This is a genomic window from Pedobacter jamesrossensis, from assembly GCF_042650905.1.
Lineage (GTDB): Bacteria > Bacteroidota > Bacteroidia > Sphingobacteriales > Sphingobacteriaceae > Pedobacter > Pedobacter jamesrossensis.
The window spans coordinates 134420-151184 of record NZ_JBHSBY010000030.1; the positions used below are offsets into that span (position 1 = coordinate 134420).

The following is a 16765-nucleotide window of genomic DNA, read 5'->3' on the forward strand; positions in this document are numbered from 1 at the left end:
AATTTAACATCATTTTTTTTAATTCAGATCATTATCAATAGACTTAGTAGATTTTTGCTAAAATGGTAATATTTCAAAATATGAACTGGTGCAAACCCTTTTATGAATAAGTAGGAGAATTTGGCAATGGCAATTACGTTTTCAAAAAAAACTTAAAATTTTCTCTTCAAACAAAAACATCAAAATCTATATCTTTATAGCATGAGATTATCAGAAATAACAAACTACCTCGAAAGTATTGCGCCCTTAAATTATCAGGAAGACTACGACAATTCTGGTTTAATAGTTGGCGATCCAAATATGGAAATAAGTGCTGCTCTTGTTGCTTTAGATTGTGTAGAGAAAATAGTTGACGAAGCAATTTCGACAGGCTGTAACCTGATAATTACCCATCACCCGATTGTTTTTAAGGGGTTAAAAAAACTTAACGGAAAGAATTATGTTGAGCGTGTCGTACTAAAAGCGATTAAAAATAATGTTGCGCTATATGCAATACATACCAATTTAGATAGTGTACATACAGGTGTAAACGCAAAAATTTGCGAAAAACTTGGTTTAAGTGGTATAAAAGTGCTTTCACCAAAATCCGGATTATTAAAAAAATTGGTTACGTTTTGTCCACATGCGCAAGCAGAGCAACTGCGTTCTGCACTTTTTTATGCTGGTGCAGGCAATATTGGTAACTATAGCGAAGCAAGTTTTAATACCGATGGTTTTGGAACTTTCAAGGCTAATGAAAGGGCTAATCCTTTCGTTGGCGAAAAAGGAGTGCAACATCACGAAGCCGAATTAAGGGTAGAAGTAATTTTTCCGGTTCAGAAAGAACGAAAAGTCTTACTTGCATTATTCGAAAATCATCCTTACGAAGAAGTAGCTTATGATATTTATAATTTAGAGAATAAGCATCAGCAAGTTGGCTCTGGAATGTTAGGCTGGTTGGAATATGATATGGAAGCATACGATTTTCTGCACATGGTAAAAGATAAAATGCAGGCTAAAGTTGTTCGATACACCTCCATTTTACCTAAAAGAATAAAAAAAGTTGCAGTTTGCGGTGGTTCGGGAAGTTTTCTGTTAAAGGAAGCTATTGCTGCAGGTGCTGATGCTTTTATTACTGCCGATTTTAAATACCATGAGTTTTTCGACGCAGAAGAAAAAATTATGATTGCAGACATCGGACACTTTGAAACTGAACAATTTACATCAAATTTATTGGTTGAAATTATTCAGAAAAAATTTACTAACTTTGCAATCCGTTTAACGGAGCAAAATACAAACCCCATAAATTACTTGTTTTAATGGAACAAACCGTAGAACAAAAGCTAAAGGCTTTATACGAATTACAAAATATCCACACGAAAATTGATAAAATACGTCAGGTACGTGGCGAGTTACCAATGGAAGTTGCCGATTTGGAGGATGATGTTTTAGGATTAGAAACTAGAATTTCAAAAATCAAAGCTGAGCTTGATGATCTTGAGGATTCAATCGTAACCCGTAAAAACACAATCAAAGATGCACAAGCTGCAATCAAAAGATACGAAACTCAATTAAAAGAAGTTAAAAACAACCGTGAATACGATGCTTTAACTAAAGAAATTGAAATTCAAGGTTTAGATATTCAGGTTTCTGAAAAGAAAATTAAAGAGCACGGTTTTGAAATTACTTCTAAAACTGAAATTTACGAAGCTGCTAAAGCGGAGCTAGATGGCAGAAAGAAAGATTTAGAAACTAAAAAATCTGAACTGGATGTAATTACTGCAGAAACTGAAAAAGAAGAGCAGGATTTACAAAAGAAAGCAGATAAAGCCGAGCCTCAAATTGAAGAACGCTTATTAGTTGCTTACAAACGTTTACGCAAAAATGCAGTTAACGGTTTGGCTGTTGTAACTATCGATCGCGATTCTTGTTCTGGTTGTTTCAATCAGATTCCACCACAACGCCAGTTAGATATTCGTCAACGTAAAAAAATTATCGTTTGCGAACATTGTGGACGTATTTTGGTTGATGAAGCTTTAACTGTAGAAGTAGCAGAAGCTTAATCGAGATTTAAATAATATTTTAAAAGCGGTCACGAAAAATTCGTGACCGCTTTTTGTTTTAAGTGAAATTAAATCCAGCATCCTATTTTTACCTTAATTGTAGAGTGTTATTTAATTGAGGTACAGTATTTGCGTAAATTTTAACATAAAACCCTCGATACGATTATAAAATGATTAAAAGCTTACGATTTATCGCTACCTTCCTGCTCTTCACCCTTATATCTCCTCTGTCATCTTTTGCCAATTTCGATTTCAATACCAACTGCCTTAATGCTTACAGAAGTATTTTCGAATTAAAGCTGGGTAACGCTAAAGCATATATCTCAACCGAGAAAAGACTTCGACCTAACAATTCTATTATTCCTTTGCTAGAGAATTACGTAGATTACTTTACGCTAATCACATCGGATAGTAAATCTGATTTTGATAGATTGAAGGCAAACAAATCATCCAGATTGGATAAAATAAGTAATGATGATAAAACTTCTCCATACTATTTATACGCTCAGGCAGAAATAAATTTACAGTGGGCTTTGATTAGAGGTCGTTACGGAGAATATTTTAATGCCGCCATGGAAATACGAAAAGCAAATAATATGCTGCAGGATAACGTAAAAAAATTCCCGAATTTCCAGCTTAATATGAAAGGACTTGGGCTGATAAATGCTGTGCTAGGAAATCTGCCAGACGGCGCTTTGAAAAGCACATTATCTACTTTTGGTATTCGAGGAAACCTTCAAAATGGATTAAATATGTTCGAAAAGCTTGCAGATAATCTACCTAAATCTACTTACGAGCCATTTTATGATGAAGTTGTTTTTTACTATGCGTATGTGTTAGCTGATGTGGCCCATAGTCCATCTGCTTATACAAAAACCATAAAATATACAGAACGAATTGCAGATAGCAGCCTTTTAAAATCCTACTTGCAAAGTTATGTTTGTATAAAAACTGCTCATAATGATGAAGCAATTAATATTTTATCTAAAAAACCAGAAGGCGCAACCTACCAGTCATTTCCATATTTAGATTACTTGGAAGGAATTGCACATTTAAATAAGCTAGATTTAAGCGCATCGTCTTATTTCAACCGTTTTTTGCAAACAAATAAAGGCGTCAACTATATTAAAGACACAAATCTTCACCTCGGCTGGATTTCGCTCTTAAAAGGAGACAGAACAGGCTATACGAGCTACATAACAAAGGCTATCAATTCTGGTTACACCTATAATGAAAAAGATAAGCAAGCTCAGAACGAAGCATCAGCACCAGTGCCTCCTATAGATTTGCTTAAGGCCAGGCTTTTATTTGATGGCGGCTATTTAACAAGAGCCGCTCAATTGCTGGATAATAAGAAAGCGGCAGATTATAGCTCAGATAAAGATAAAACAGAGTTTAATTACCGCATGGGCAGAATTTATGATGATTTGGGGAAAGACGATCAAGCGCTTGCTTTTTATCAATCGACCATAAATCAAGGACGAAATTTGAAATATTATTTTGCTGCCAATGCTGCGTTGCAAATGGGTAAGGTCTATGAGAAAAAAAATAATAAGTCAAAAGCTAAAGAGGCTTACGATACTGCTATCGGCATGAAAAACCATGAATACGAAACCAGTATTGAAAGCCAGGCAAAGGCGGGTTTAAGAAGAATAAACTGACCTTAATTAAAATCTATATACAAAAGCATTAATGTGCATACCCGCTCCAACTGAGGCGAAAACGGCTATATCACCTTTTTTAACTTTATAACCTTTAACTTGTTCTTTTAAAACCAAGTCTAACAGGGTTGGCACGGTAGCTACGGAGCTATTCCCAAGCCAACTTATCGTCATTGGAACCAGGTTTTCTGGAACCGTATCTAAATCATAAAGCTTAAATAAACGCTTCATTATCGCCGTATCCATTTTACCGTTGGCTTGATGAACAAAAACAATATTAACATCTTCAACGGACAAACCTGCTTTATCGATGGCTTTTTTGATTACTTGAGGAACTTGAATAACGGCAAACTCGTAAAGTTTACGACCATTCATTTTAAGGTAATAATTACCGGTGGTTTCTTCCGGATGAGAACCTTTGCCCATAGTTAACAGATTGCCATAGTTTACCGCATGAGTTTCTGTTTTATGTGCCAAAATACCATTTTTACCCTCTGAAGAAACGCCTTCAAATATCACAGCACCTGCACCATCAGAAAATATCATGCTATCTCTATCGTGTGGGTCAATGATACGAGAGAGCGTTTCTGCACCAATAACCAGTATACGCTTTGCATCACCGCTTTTTATAAAATAATCAGCTTGAATAGTACCTTGAACCCAGCCCGGGCATCCGAAGATGATGTCATATGCAACGCAATCAGGGTTATTAATGCCTAATTGTTGTTTAACTTTTGAAGCCAATGAAGGTAAAATATCACTTCGGTTACTATTCAATGGAATATCACCAAAGTTGTGGCAAAAGATAATATAATCTAAAGTTTCTTTATCAATTCCCGAATTTTCAATGGCTTTTTCGGCAGCTTTTGCGCCGATGTGATTACTTAACTGTTCAGGACAAACATAACGTCTCTCAACAATTTCAGTGATTTCTGAAAACTTCTGAATAATCTCAGAGTTTTCTTTTTCTAAACGATTTCCATTTTCGAAAAACGTTGAATTTAAAAATTCATTACCGGAAATAATATTTTCAGGAATATAGCTTCCTGTACCGATAATAACTGTATTTATTGTTGCGCTCATAATTATAATACCGCATACTAAAACGGTATGTAGTATAAAAATATGGTTTATAAATTAAAAATGGAAATAATTTAAGAAAAATCGTCAATAAGAAAAACAAAAAGCTCTTTAGGACCATGAGCTCCTAAGACTAATGTTTTTTCGATATCAGCTGTACGACTTGGCCCTGTTATATTGCTAATCATAGAAGGAATCTGATTTCCGTATTTGTTTTTTAGCAATTGAAAGGCATCTTTCAAATCTAATACTAATTGACTTGTCCTGGCAATAACGATGTGATGATGTGGAAAAATACTTAACCTTCTTCCTGCCGCTCCCTCATTAGTAACCATCACACTTCCGTTTCTGGCAATTAATGCTTCGCACATCGTTATACCAACTTCGGCTTGTTCAAAATCTTTGTCGGTTTGATAAAAAGGGAATTCGTACTTTGATAAAAATTCTTGTAATTCTGGCTCCCAACAATAGATTTTACGCCATTTAAACTTATCAGCAAGCTGCAGCATGTTCTCAATAAAATCTATTCCATCTTCACAGAAGATAAAATTACCAGATACAGCAGTTAATTGCTCGGCAAATAAAACCTCAAGCTCATCTACATTTTTCTTATACAACGAACTATCTTCTAAATTGGGATAAGGATTTTCACGCTTCTCTAAAAGCGCTTTCCGTATCTTTTTTAGCATTTGTTCTTTTGCTGTTGTATTATCCCTCATTGCTTAAAAAAATAAAACCCCGGATTTTTTACACCCGAGGTTTCAAATATATTAATATCATTTAATATTTATTCTTTTTCTGAGCTAGGATTTAGACCAGTAACTTCGTTATTGATATCTGGACTACCAACCCCATCGTGAATTAAGCCTTCGGCAGCAGGAGCTTGATCGCCTGTTCCGTTAACAAACTCATCGTAAGTGGTGCGTGTATCAAAAGGACGTTTTCCTAAGATTTCCTCTAAATCGGCTTGGAATAAAATCTCTTTCTCTAATAATTTTTGAGCTAATTTTTCTAAACCATCTCTCTTATCTATTAATAATTGTTTGGTTTTGATGTAAACATCGCCAATCAATTTTCGAACTTCAACATCAATTAATTCTGAAGTTTTCTCAGAATATGGTTTGTTAAAATTATACTCGTTTTGAGGATCGTGGAAAGAAACATTTCCAACGGCTTCGTTCATACCGTAAATACTAACCATCGCATAAGATAGTTTTGTAATACGTTCCAAATCGTTTTGAGCTCCTGTAGAGATTTTACCGAAAGTAATATCTTCTGCAACACGACCACCCATTGTCATACACATACCATCAATTAACTGTTCTGTTGTGTACAAAAACTGCTCTTTTGGTAGATATTGAGCGTAACCTAAAGCGGCAACCCCGCGAGGCACAATAGATACTTTTACCAAAGGATCTGCGTGCTCTAAGAACCAACCAGCAATTGCATGACCAGCTTCGTGGTAAGCAACAATTCGTTTTTCTTCTGGTGAAATGATTTTATTTTTCTTTTCTAAACCACCAATTACACGGTCGATAGCATCTTGAAAATCTTGCATATCAACCGATTCTTTATTTTTACGAGCGGCGATTAACGCAGCTTCATTACAAACATTTGCAATTTCTGCACCAGCAAAACCTGGCGTTTGAGCTGATAATTTTTTCGCTTCGACCTCTTCTGAGGTTTTAATTGGTTTTAAGTGAACTTTGAAAATATGCTCTCGTCCAACTAAATCTGGCTTATCGATAGAAATTTGTCTGTCGAAACGACCTGGACGCAATAGAGCTGAATCCAATACATCCGGACGATTAGTAGCCGCAAGAATGATAATTCCAGAATCTGTTCCGAAACCATCCATTTCAACCAACAGTTGATTCAATGTGTTTTCGCGTTCATCGTTACCACCCATTACACTGTTTTTTCCACGAGCACGACCGATAGCATCAACCTCATCAATAAAGATTATACATGGTGCTTTATCTTTAGCTTGTTTAAACAAGTCGCGTACTCTAGATGCACCAACGCCCACAAACATCTCCACAAAATCAGACCCTGATAAAGAGAAGAAAGGAACCTGAGCTTCGCCGGCAACAGCTTTTGCTAATAAAGTTTTACCAGTACCAGGAGAACCAACAAGCAATGCGCCTTTTGGAATTTTACCACCCAGATTTGTATATTTTTTCGGGTTTTTAAGGAAATCGACAATCTCCATAACCTCTTGTTTGGCTTCTTCTAAGCCTGCAACATCGTTAAAAGTAATGTTTACCTGGCTTTCTTTATCAAATAAGGTTGCTTTAGATTTTCCGATACTGAAAATCTGACCACCACCACCAGCACCACCGCCCATACGACGCATCATAAAAATCCAGAAACCGATTAAAAGTAATACCGGTAAAATGATACTTAAAAACCAGCTTGCTAAAGGATTGTTCCTTGTAGTTGGCTGTGCCAAAATCCTTGAACCTTCAGGGATATTTTTTTGAGAATCAGATAAAAGCTTGTCCAACGCATCTGGCGAACCTGCAACAAAATAAACAGTAGGTCCTGTATTTGCATTAAAATTGCTAGTGCTTTTGTATGCTTTGTATTCTGGTTTGTTTAGGCTATCTTTTTTTATGTATACCTCTGCCTTTACAATATCGTCGGATTTGTAAGAAATAATTTTCTCTACATCTCCTTTAAGTAACATTTGAGTTTCGAAAGTTCTGTAAGAAACTTCTTTACTTCCATCGGAAGTTAAGAAATAGTTGCCAGCAACAATAGCAAGTATAATTGCGGCATAAACCCAAAAAATATTAAACTTTGAGCCTTTAAGTGGCTTCTTAGGGATATTTGGTAATTTTTTCCCTGGTTTTTTGTTTTCGTTTGTATTTTGATCGTTCATTTGTCTTTTTCAAAAGGTGTGGTTTGGCTATGCGCTTTGATAATTTGTGCTTTCAGCATCGCCCCATAATTCTTCAATGCCATAAAAGTGGCGCTTTTCGGTTTTAAAAATGTGCACAACCACATCAAAATAATCTAAAATTATCCAATCGGCAGATTCAAAACCTTCTTTATGTCGTGGGTCTGCTTGGGTGGCTTTATATATTTCTTTTTCTACACTATCAGCAATAGCTTTTACCTGCGTTGCCGAATTTGCACTCGCAATTATAAAATAATCAGCTACAGATGTATGAATATTTTTTAGATCCAACCGCACTATATCTTCTCCTTTTTTCTCTTGAATACCGTATACGGCTAACTCAGAAAGGTATGTAGAAAGGGCTACTATTTTCTTTTTTACCATTAAAATGCTTTATTTTTGGAATTACAATAATATAAATTCAACACTTGCAAAATAACACTTTTTCGACACTATTTGTTGGTCAAAATTTCATCAAATTAAAAGAAGTTGATTCTACTAATAACTATTTAAAGATTCTGGCTTCAAATTCCGAGCCATTACCAGAAGGAACTGTAATTATGGCAGACAATCAATTTGCCGGAAGAGGACAGCAGGAAAGTGTTTGGCAAACCGAATCGGGGAAGAATATTAGTACCAGTATTTATTTAAAACCATCGTTCTTGCCACTAAATAAGCAGTTTTATTTAAATATGGCAGTTAGCCTAGCCGTTGCTGAAGCGCTATCAGATTTTCTACCTTCGCCAGTTAAAGTTAAGTGGCCCAACGATATTTATTACAATAAGAAGAAACTTGGTGGCATACTAATAGAGAATACCCTGACAGGTTCTACCATAAAATCTGCGATAGTTGGCATTGGCTTAAACATTAACCAAGAGCAGTTTAACGGTGAGTTGGCCAATAAGGCAACATCTGTTTTTCAAATTTTACACAAACAAGTAAAATTAGAGCTTGTAACGGAAAAAATATTCGTTTATATGGAGAAATACTATTTAAATTTGAAATCAGAACGATACAGTTTTTTACAAAGCAATTACCTTAACAGGCTTTTAAACTTTAATTCTCCGGCAAGCTACCTTCAAAATGGTCAGGTTTTTGAAGGTATAATTAAAGGAATTGAAGATAGTGGCCTATTGATAATGGCGATTGACAAACAAACCGTAAAATTCAATTTTAAGGAAATAGAATACATACACACAAAATAAACACATAATGAAAAAAATCACTTTAGTATTGTCATTGGTACTATTTACCATTGCAGGCGCATTTGCGCAAATTGAGAAGCCTGTAACTTGGTCTTATGTAGCAAAGAAAACTAGTAAAACAGAAGCTGTTTTATATTTAAAGGCATCTATAGATAGCAAATGGCATATTTACTCTCAAAATGTTAAAAGTGGTGGGCCAGTTAAAACAACATTTAGTTTTTCTCCATCAAAAGATTTTAGCTTGGTTGGTAAAACTGCAGAACCAAAAGCAATTGTAAAGTATGAAGATACTTTCAAAATGAATGTAAGCTATTTCGAAAATCAAGTGATTTTTCAGCAAAAGATAAAGTTAAATAAAGGCGTTACAGCTGTAAAAGGTAAAGTCGAATTCATGACTTGTAATGATAGGCAATGTCTTCCGCCAGAAGAGATTGAATTTAGCATCCCAGTTAAGTAGTTGAAATTAAAACATTTAAAAGAGTCCCGAAAATTCGGGACTCTTTCTTTTTAAAGTAAAATCTATGCTGTTAACAGCTTTAAAGGCCAAGCCTTTATAAAATTATTACTAATTTCACCGCCTCAAAACACACAAATGAAAAAATTCCTATTATTCACCTTAATAGCGGCCATGTTTATCGCATTACCAGCTGTTAAAAGCTATGCTGTTGTAGCTCAGGACACGACAGCTACGGCTCCTCCTGATGATCTAGTATTTACCGAAGTTGGCTCTGCACAAGATAGTGCTGCGAATAGTAAGATAAAAGACTCTGTTGCTAAAGAGGTTGTTTCAACAAGCGCTACTTTAGAAAAAGCTCAGCCAGCAGAAGGTTCTTCAAAAACATTACTTTCTATTTTTGCAGCTGGTTTTGTTGCAGGCTTAATTGCTTTTTTACTGCCATGTATATTTCCAATGGTTCCATTAACCGTAAGTTATTTTACAAAAAGAGCAGAAACTAAAGGAAAAGGAATTCAGGGCGCAATAATTTACGGAGTTTCAATTATTGTAATTTATGTTGTTTTAGGCCTGCTAATTACATTAATCTTTGGGGCAAGTGCTTTAAATGAACTCGCAACCGATGGCTTTTTTAATGTATTTATCTTTCTTATCCTCTTAATTTTTGGGATATCGTTTTTAGGGGCCTTTGAAATTACGTTACCGAGTTCTTTCGTAAATAAAATGGATTCAAAGTCTGATTCGAAAGGATTGACCGGCATCTTTTTCATGGCAGCAACTTTAGCTGTTGTTTCGTTTTCTTGTACAGGACCATTAATAGGAACGCTTCTTGTAACCGTTGGGCAAACTGGAGGCTTTTTGGCGCCAATTATGGGCATGTTTGGCTTTTCGCTGGCATTAGCATTAATATTTGTTGTATTTGCAATTTTCCCAAGCTGGATGACCTCTCTTCCAAAATCAGGCGGCTGGTTAAATGCAGTAAAAGTTGTTTTAGGGTTGATTGAAATCGCGTTGGCTTTAAAGTTTTTATCAACGGCAGATTTGGCTTATCACTGGGGAATTTTAGATAGAGAAGTATTTATTGCTATATGGATTGTAATCGCATTTATCTTAGGATTTTATTTATTGGGTAAAATAAAATTCTCTCACGATAGTGATTTGCCTTATATATCAATTCCAAGATTATTTATGGGTGGGGCGGCATTCGTGTTTGCATTTTATTTAATTCCTGGTTTATGGGGTGCTCCACTAAAGGCTGTTAGTGCCTTAGTTCCACCATTATCTACGCAAGATTTTGTTATTGGGCAAGAAAGTAGTTCAGGAAATCAAGTATCTGCTCCTGCTCATGCTAAAAGAAAGTATTCAGAATTTCTGCATATCCCACATAATATAGATGGTTTCTTCGATTACGAAGAAGCATTAGCTTACGCTAAAGAAGTTAAAAAGCCATTGTTTTTAGATTTTACTGGCCATGGCTGCGTAAATTGTCGTGAAATGGAAGCTAAAGTTTGGTCTGATCCGCGTGTGCTTAAAAGATTAAAAGAAGATTACATCGTTGTATCTTTATATACTGATGATAAAACTGCCTTGCCTGAACCTGAGCAATTCGATTCAAAAGTTTTAGAAACTAAAGTTAATACTGTAGGTAAAAAATTCAAACATTTACAAGCCGAAAGATTTAATACAATTTCGCAACCATATTATGTACTTTTGGGCACCGATGAAAAAGAATTAGTTTCACCTCCAATTGGAGTGGAATTTAGTATAGAAAAATATTTGCAATATCTGGATAAAGGACTTTCAGAATTTGCTAAGAAACAAACAAATGAATAAGATAAAGAACATTGGTGTTTTAACCTCCGGGGGGGATTCTCCGGGCATGAATGCCGCAATAAGGGCTGTTGTAAGAGCCTCAATTTATTATGATATTGAAGTAACAGGCTTTATTCGCGGATACGAAGGCCTTATTAATGATGATTGTATGCCAATGGATCGTAAATCCGTTGCAAACATTATTCAGCGTGGGGGCACAATTTTAAAAACAGCCCGTAGTGAAGCTTTCAAAACAGTTGAAGGTAGAAAAACAGCATACGATAATTTAAAAGGTAGAAATATTGATGCGCTGATTGTTATCGGTGGCGATGGAACTTTTACCGGGGCTAATGTATTCGCAACCGAGCATGATTTCCCGATTGTTGGTATGCCAGGGACAATTGATAATGATTTAGCGGGCACCGATTTTACAATTGGTTACGATTCTGCCATTAACACCGTTATCGATGCTGTTGATAAAATTAGAGATACCGCAGAATCTCACGACAGACTTTTCATTGTAGAAGTTATGGGGCGAGATTCGGGGCTTATTGCCTTAAGAAGTGGAATTGGTGTTGGCGCCGAGGCCATTCTTATTCCAGAGGCGAACATGGGCGTAGAAGATGTTCTTCATAAATTAGAACACAGCCGTAAAGATAAAGCATCGAAAATTATTATAGTTGCCGAAGGCGATGATGCAGGTGGAGCATTTAAAGTTGGCGAAATTCTGCAATCAAAATATCCGCATTACGATACAAAAGTTTCAGTTTTGGGGCACATTCAGCGTGGCGGTAAACCAACTTGTATGGATAGAGTTTTAGCTAGCAGATTAGGTGTTTCGGCAGTAGAAGGTTTAATAAAAGGAGAGCGAAACGCAATGGCCGGACAGGTTAATAAAGAAATGATTTTTACGCCTTTCGACCATGCAATTAAACACATTAACGCAGAAAAAGTAAGCTCTACCTGGATAAAACTAATCGATATTCTTTCGTTTTAGCTAAATTCATTATAAAAAAGAAAAGTCATTCCCGCACCGGAATGACTTTCTTTTTTGCTTAGTTTTCGCGTTAAGCAATTTCTTAATCCTCTAAAACAACCGCAGTGCCATTTGCACTAACCATCAGCATGCTTCCGCCGCTGCCAACAGTTTCGTAATCTAAATCTACACCAACAATTGCATTAGCGCCTAAAGCGGCCGCATACTGTTGCATTTCATTAACGGCAGTGTCCTTTCCTTCGCGTAAAACGCGTTCGTAAGAACTCGATCTACCACCAACAATATCCGTTATCCCAGCAAATAAATCTTTAAAAATATTTGCGCCAATAATGGTTTCGCCTGTAACCAAACCAATATATTTTATAATTTTTCTGCCCTCAATCGTAGGCGTAGTGGTTACTAACATAGTTTCAGTTTTTTTAAATATTTAGAATGTGTTTTTTATAAAATGTTACAATTTTTTTTTCTAAAAATAAAGTTCTGTATTTCCATTAATTCTATAGTCCTGCTATGCGTTTCTGCCAATAAATCGGGCTTCATTTCTATCAGTTTATTTAACGCAGTCTTGTCTTGCTATTTGAGGCGTTACCCACATCGGTCAAAAATAAATTTATGCAATCTTTCCAAATTTTGCATCACTATTAAAATCGAATGTTATGAAACTATTTAAAACCTTACTCATCCTCCCTCTATTAATACTTGCAAATTTTGCTCAAGGGCAAATGCCAGTACTTAAAATTCAGCAAGCAGAAAGTAATCAACAAAATGATGCAGTAAAGCTCAAAAAGTTAAACATCGATGTGCAAATTACAGGCAACATTGCAACCACCGTGATGACGATGACTTTTAATAACAGTAGCAGTAGAACTTTAGAAGGAGAATTAACTTTTCCAATGCCCGAAGGCGTAAGCATTAGCCGTTATGCTTTAGATATTAATGGCAAAATGCGTGAAGCGGTTCCGGTAGAAAAAGCCAAAGCCACCGAAGTTTTTGAAAGCATAGAGCGCCGCCGGATTGACCCAGGTTTGCTCGAAAAAGTAGAAGGGAATAACTTTAGAACAAGAATATATCCATTACCTGCAAATGGAAGCAGAACGATAATTGTAGGTTACGAAGAAGAACTTAATTTCAATAACGGAAACTTTTTACGCTACCATTTACCTTTAGATTATAACCAAGCAATTGAAAAATTTTCTTTAAAAACAACAGTTTACGAAAGCATTTTAAAACCAGAATTAGGCGAACAACCAGATGGAAGTTTTGATTTAAAAGCAAAAGGAAATACGTACGTTGGCGAGTTTAATAAAACAAATTATCAACCAAAAATTGGTTTGACTATAAATCTCCCAAAAAGAAACGACTTGCCCGAAGTGCAAATGCAAAAAGCATCAAACGGATATTATTTTTTAGTGAATGTTTTTCCAAAATCAGTAAGCAGACCTCGCCAATGGTCAAACCAAATTGGCCTAATTTGGGATTCATCATTAAGTGGCTTGCAACGCGACATCAAAAAGGAATTAGCGCTTTTGGATTTAATCATTAAGAAAAAACAAAACCTAACAATACAATTAGGCTTGCTAAATAATGGTTTTAAAAATGCTGGTACTTTCACTATTTCTAACGGAAATTGGACAGCGTTAAAAGATAGATTAGAGAAAATTGTTTACGATGGTGGAACAAACTTTAATGCAGTCAACTCTCGCTCTTTTCTGGCAGAAGAATATATTTTCTTTAGCGATGGTTTATCAACTTTTGGCAGAAATTCAATTGAAATAAATAAACCTGTTCATACCATAAATTCTTCACTAAAGGCAGATTACAGCACTTTAAAATACATAAGCTTAAAAACTGGTGGACAGTTTGTAAACTTAAATTCAATTTCTAACAGCGATGCTTTTAACCAATTAAGTCAGGAAAATTTGCAATTTCTTGGTATTAAAAATGGCGCTGATGTTCGCCAAACTTATCCATCAATGCACGTAAATGTAAATGGTAATTTTTCACTAGCCGGAATATTAAATAATTTAAATACTGAGTTTGTACTCCAATTTGGTTATGGAAATACGGTTGTAACAGAACAGCCAATCCGATTAAATGCCACAGAACATACCTTAAGCAGTATTGATATAAGCAGGGTTTGGGCACAGAAAAAAATATCTGAAATGGATATTCAGTATGAAGCTAATAAGGATGATATTAGCATTTTGAGCAAGCAATTTGGTATTGTAACTCGAAATACAAGCTTAATTGTTTTAGAAAATTTGGATGATTATTTACGCTATGATATTACACCTCCAACAGAATTGCGACAAGCTTATGATGCCGTTTTAAAGCAACGTAGAATTGATATTTTAGAGCGCAAAACAGATTTGTTAAACGCTGCGGTTGATATGACAAAAGATTTAAAAACCTGGTGGAATACTGATTTTGCAATTAAAAACCCGGTAAAGAAAAGGGAAGAATATCCAAGACCTGTTGTAGAGGAAATGAGAGTTGCCAATACTACCCAGGTAGCAGATAGAATGGCTGTTAACACACCGCCACTGCCGCAAGCAAGTCCGGTAGTAATGCCAAGACCTTTAGCAAATAATAATAATAATAAGGAGTCAGAAGATAAAAGTGCTTTAAACGAAGTTGTAGTTGTAGGCTCTACTGTACAAAGAAGGAGAGAAACCACAGCTGCTATTTCAACAGTTAGATCTATGGCAATGAATAAATCTTTGCAGGGAAAAGTTGCTGGTGTTCAAATTCTAACAAGTAACAGAATTTTAGTAGAAAAGCAGCCAGACATAATTATTCCAGAGTTTAAGAGCGATAAAGATTACATGAAAAACCTATCGGGTAAACCAGATAGCGCTTATCAGGCTTATCTAAAAATGCGCCCCAACTACATTAGTACGCCAATGTTTTATTTCGATGTAGCCAATTGGTTTTATCAGCAAAAAGATAGCGTAAGGGCTTTAACTATTTTAAGCAGCATTGCTGATTTAGATTTGGAGAATGCCGATTTGTACAAAACCTTAGCTTACAAATTAAAACAAAACGGCAACTACAGCGAAGAGATTTTTATTACGCAAAAGGTTTTGCAATGGCGCCCAATGGATGCTCAAAGTTACCGTGATTATGCTTTAGCACTAGCTGATGCGGGCCAATATCAGAAAGCTTTGGATAATCTATATAAGGTATTAACCCAAACATACAATAATCAAACTGCGGATAGAGACCAGGGAATTGAAGAAATTATTATTTCAGAAATTAATAACTTAATAACAAAACACGGGAGTAAGCTAAGTACAAAAGGAATTGATAGAAGGCTAATTATGCCATTACCTGTTGATGTTCGGGTGGTTTTAAACTGGAATAAAAATGATACCGATATTGATTTGTGGCTAACCGACCCAACAGGCGAAAAAGGTTATTATAGTAATCCAAGGACCAAAATTGGTGGTCGGATTAGTAATGACTTTACTGAAGGCTATGGTCCGGAGCAGTTTATGATTAAGAAAGCAATAAAAGGTAAATACAAAATTGAAGTAAATTACTATGGCGACAGGCAGATTAACATCAGCGGACCAACTACAGTAACCGCCGAGATTTACACCCGTTACGCAACCGGAAAACAACAGAGAAAAGTAATTGTATTACCAATGTCGGCCGATAATAAAAGTGGAAACTTGGTTGGCGAATTTAATTTTTAAGCTTTTAGTCTTCGCGTTCCTTGCGGTTAACTTGGCGACCTTTGCGGTTAACTAAACTCAAAAAACTGAATGAAGAATTGCCGTATTTACCTGTTTGGTTCGTGGAGACACGAACCATGGCTTTTTAGGATAATTAAACTTCCGAAGTCCTCCAAGCTTTAGATAAAGACTTCGGAAGTTTTAAGTGTAGCAAAAAAAGTTTAGCCAAAAGTTCAGCTAAGCATAGATAAAAAGCTGAACGCAGACTTTCTAAATATTTTAAAGTAATAAACCAGCAATTTCCTCCCAACTATTTACCCTTTCGTATTCTGTAATTAAAAGGTTATGTGGCGAAGTATATAAAAGCGGACGGCCGTTAAAGTTTACAAAATTTTTAATCCGGTCGTCTATTAATATATCTACTTCTACAATTTTATTTCCGCAGAACATAATGTGTTGCCAATCTATAAAGGGGAAATGATCGGCCAGCCAATCGTATTTATCTTCTAAAGAATTTCGAAATTCCATGGCGGCAGAAACGATGTAAACATCGTACTTTTCTTGCAATGCTTTAATTACCCGCTGGCTATCGGGAATTACGGCTAAATCACGAAAAAAGCCTTTTTCATTAATGTATTCGAGCCATTTTTGGTTAACATCTTGTGGCACTTGTTTAAAAACTTCGTTGCCTGGCTCGATAACCAAATCGAGGGGAATGCCAAAATCACGGTTATAAAGGTTAATAAATTTAGGTATTACATCGGCAATAACCTCATCCATATCAATAGCAATTCTTTTCATTTTGTATCTGCAAATATTAAGGCGCAAATATCTTTAAAACAAAGAAATTAAACTATGTTTTTAATTTACAGTATTTTAGTTATCTTTGCAGCCCCGCAGCATGCAGCTCCGGGAACTATGTTGAATACATAAAT

General features: G+C 35.6%; 14 protein-coding genes. 8 read left to right on the plus strand and 6 right to left on the minus strand.

What is annotated here, in order from left to right:
• The first annotated feature begins 201 nt into the window (after positions 1 to 201).
• The 3 genes from ACFOUY_RS05310 to ACFOUY_RS05320 all read left to right on the plus strand — a co-directional run bounded on the left by ACFOUY_RS05310 (position 202) and on the right by ACFOUY_RS05320 (position 3703).
• Positions 202 to 1299, plus strand: a complete 1098-nt coding sequence (locus ACFOUY_RS05310) for a Nif3-like dinuclear metal center hexameric protein (RefSeq protein WP_378959436.1) — start codon at positions 202 to 204, stop codon at positions 1297 to 1299.
• Positions 1299 to 2042: a zinc ribbon domain-containing protein gene (locus ACFOUY_RS05315; RefSeq protein ID WP_378959437.1), complete on the plus strand. Its 744-nt coding sequence runs from the start codon at positions 1299 to 1301 to the stop codon at positions 2040 to 2042. The genes ACFOUY_RS05310 and ACFOUY_RS05315 overlap by 1 nt, the downstream gene beginning before the upstream one ends.
• Positions 2043 to 2212: 170 nt before the next feature.
• A complete protein-coding gene (locus tag ACFOUY_RS05320; RefSeq protein WP_378959438.1) occupies positions 2213 to 3703 on the plus strand; it encodes a tetratricopeptide repeat protein in 1491 nt (496 codons plus the stop codon).
• Positions 3704 to 3709: 6 nt separating this feature from the next.
• Here the strand turns inward: ACFOUY_RS05320 and ACFOUY_RS05325 are convergent, their stop codons facing one another.
• The 4 genes from ACFOUY_RS05325 to rsfS all read right to left on the minus strand — a co-directional run bounded on the left by ACFOUY_RS05325 (position 3710) and on the right by rsfS (position 8069).
• A complete protein-coding gene (locus tag ACFOUY_RS05325) occupies positions 3710 to 4786 on the minus strand; it encodes a 3-oxoacyl-ACP synthase III family protein (protein WP_378959439.1) in 1077 nt (358 codons plus the stop codon).
• A 71-nt stretch (positions 4787 to 4857) separates the two neighbouring features.
• Positions 4858 to 5502 carry a LutC/YkgG family protein gene (locus ACFOUY_RS05330; protein ID WP_378959440.1) on the minus strand — a complete coding sequence of 215 codons (645 nt, stop codon included), beginning with the start codon at positions 5500 to 5502 and terminating at the stop codon, positions 4858 to 4860.
• A 68-nt stretch (positions 5503 to 5570) separates the two neighbouring features.
• On the minus strand, positions 5571 to 7667 hold the full coding sequence (ftsH, locus tag ACFOUY_RS05335; protein ID WP_378959441.1) for an ATP-dependent zinc metalloprotease FtsH: 2097 nt from the start codon (positions 7665 to 7667) through the stop codon (positions 5571 to 5573).
• 27 nt (positions 7668 to 7694) lie between these two features.
• On the minus strand, positions 7695 to 8069 hold the full coding sequence (gene rsfS / locus ACFOUY_RS05340) for a ribosome silencing factor (protein WP_378959442.1): 375 nt from the start codon (positions 8067 to 8069) through the stop codon (positions 7695 to 7697).
• Positions 8070 to 8113: 44 nt separating this feature from the next.
• On the opposite strand from rsfS, the gene ACFOUY_RS05345 reads away from it, so the two are divergent.
• The 4 genes from ACFOUY_RS05345 (at position 8114) to pfkA (ending at position 12153) form a co-directional block, all read left to right on the plus strand.
• Positions 8114 to 8890 carry a biotin--[acetyl-CoA-carboxylase] ligase gene (locus ACFOUY_RS05345; protein WP_378959443.1) on the plus strand — a complete coding sequence of 259 codons (777 nt, stop codon included), beginning with the start codon at positions 8114 to 8116 and terminating at the stop codon, positions 8888 to 8890.
• Positions 8891 to 8897: 7 nt separating this feature from the next.
• Positions 8898 to 9347, plus strand: a complete 450-nt coding sequence (locus tag ACFOUY_RS05350; protein WP_378959444.1) for a protein-disulfide reductase DsbD domain-containing protein — start codon at positions 8898 to 8900, stop codon at positions 9345 to 9347.
• 135 nt (positions 9348 to 9482) lie between these two features.
• Positions 9483 to 11177 (plus strand): protein-disulfide reductase DsbD family protein, encoded by a 1695-nt coding sequence (locus ACFOUY_RS05355; RefSeq protein WP_378959445.1) that lies wholly within the window; start codon positions 9483 to 9485, stop codon positions 11175 to 11177.
• Positions 11170 to 12153, plus strand: coding sequence for a 6-phosphofructokinase (pfkA, locus tag ACFOUY_RS05360; RefSeq protein ID WP_378959446.1), 984 nt, complete (start codon positions 11170 to 11172; stop codon positions 12151 to 12153). The genes ACFOUY_RS05355 and pfkA overlap by 8 nt, the downstream gene beginning before the upstream one ends.
• 82 nt (positions 12154 to 12235) lie before the next feature.
• Here pfkA and ACFOUY_RS05365 read toward each other — a convergent pair whose 3' ends face one another.
• Complete coding sequence (locus ACFOUY_RS05365; RefSeq protein WP_378959447.1) at positions 12236 to 12559, minus strand: heavy metal-binding domain-containing protein; 324 nt, start codon at positions 12557 to 12559, stop codon at positions 12236 to 12238.
• Positions 12560 to 12809: 250 nt separating this feature from the next.
• Between ACFOUY_RS05365 and ACFOUY_RS05370 the strand changes: the two genes are divergently transcribed.
• Positions 12810 to 15851 carry a VIT domain-containing protein gene (locus ACFOUY_RS05370; protein ID WP_378959448.1) on the plus strand — a complete coding sequence of 1014 codons (3042 nt, stop codon included), beginning with the start codon at positions 12810 to 12812 and terminating at the stop codon, positions 15849 to 15851.
• A 258-nt stretch (positions 15852 to 16109) separates the two neighbouring features.
• Here the strand turns inward: ACFOUY_RS05370 and ACFOUY_RS05375 are convergent, their stop codons facing one another.
• Positions 16110 to 16631, minus strand: a complete 522-nt coding sequence (locus tag ACFOUY_RS05375) for a 5' nucleotidase, NT5C type (protein WP_378959449.1) — start codon at positions 16629 to 16631, stop codon at positions 16110 to 16112.
• Between the last annotated feature and the right edge of the window lie 134 nt (positions 16632 to 16765).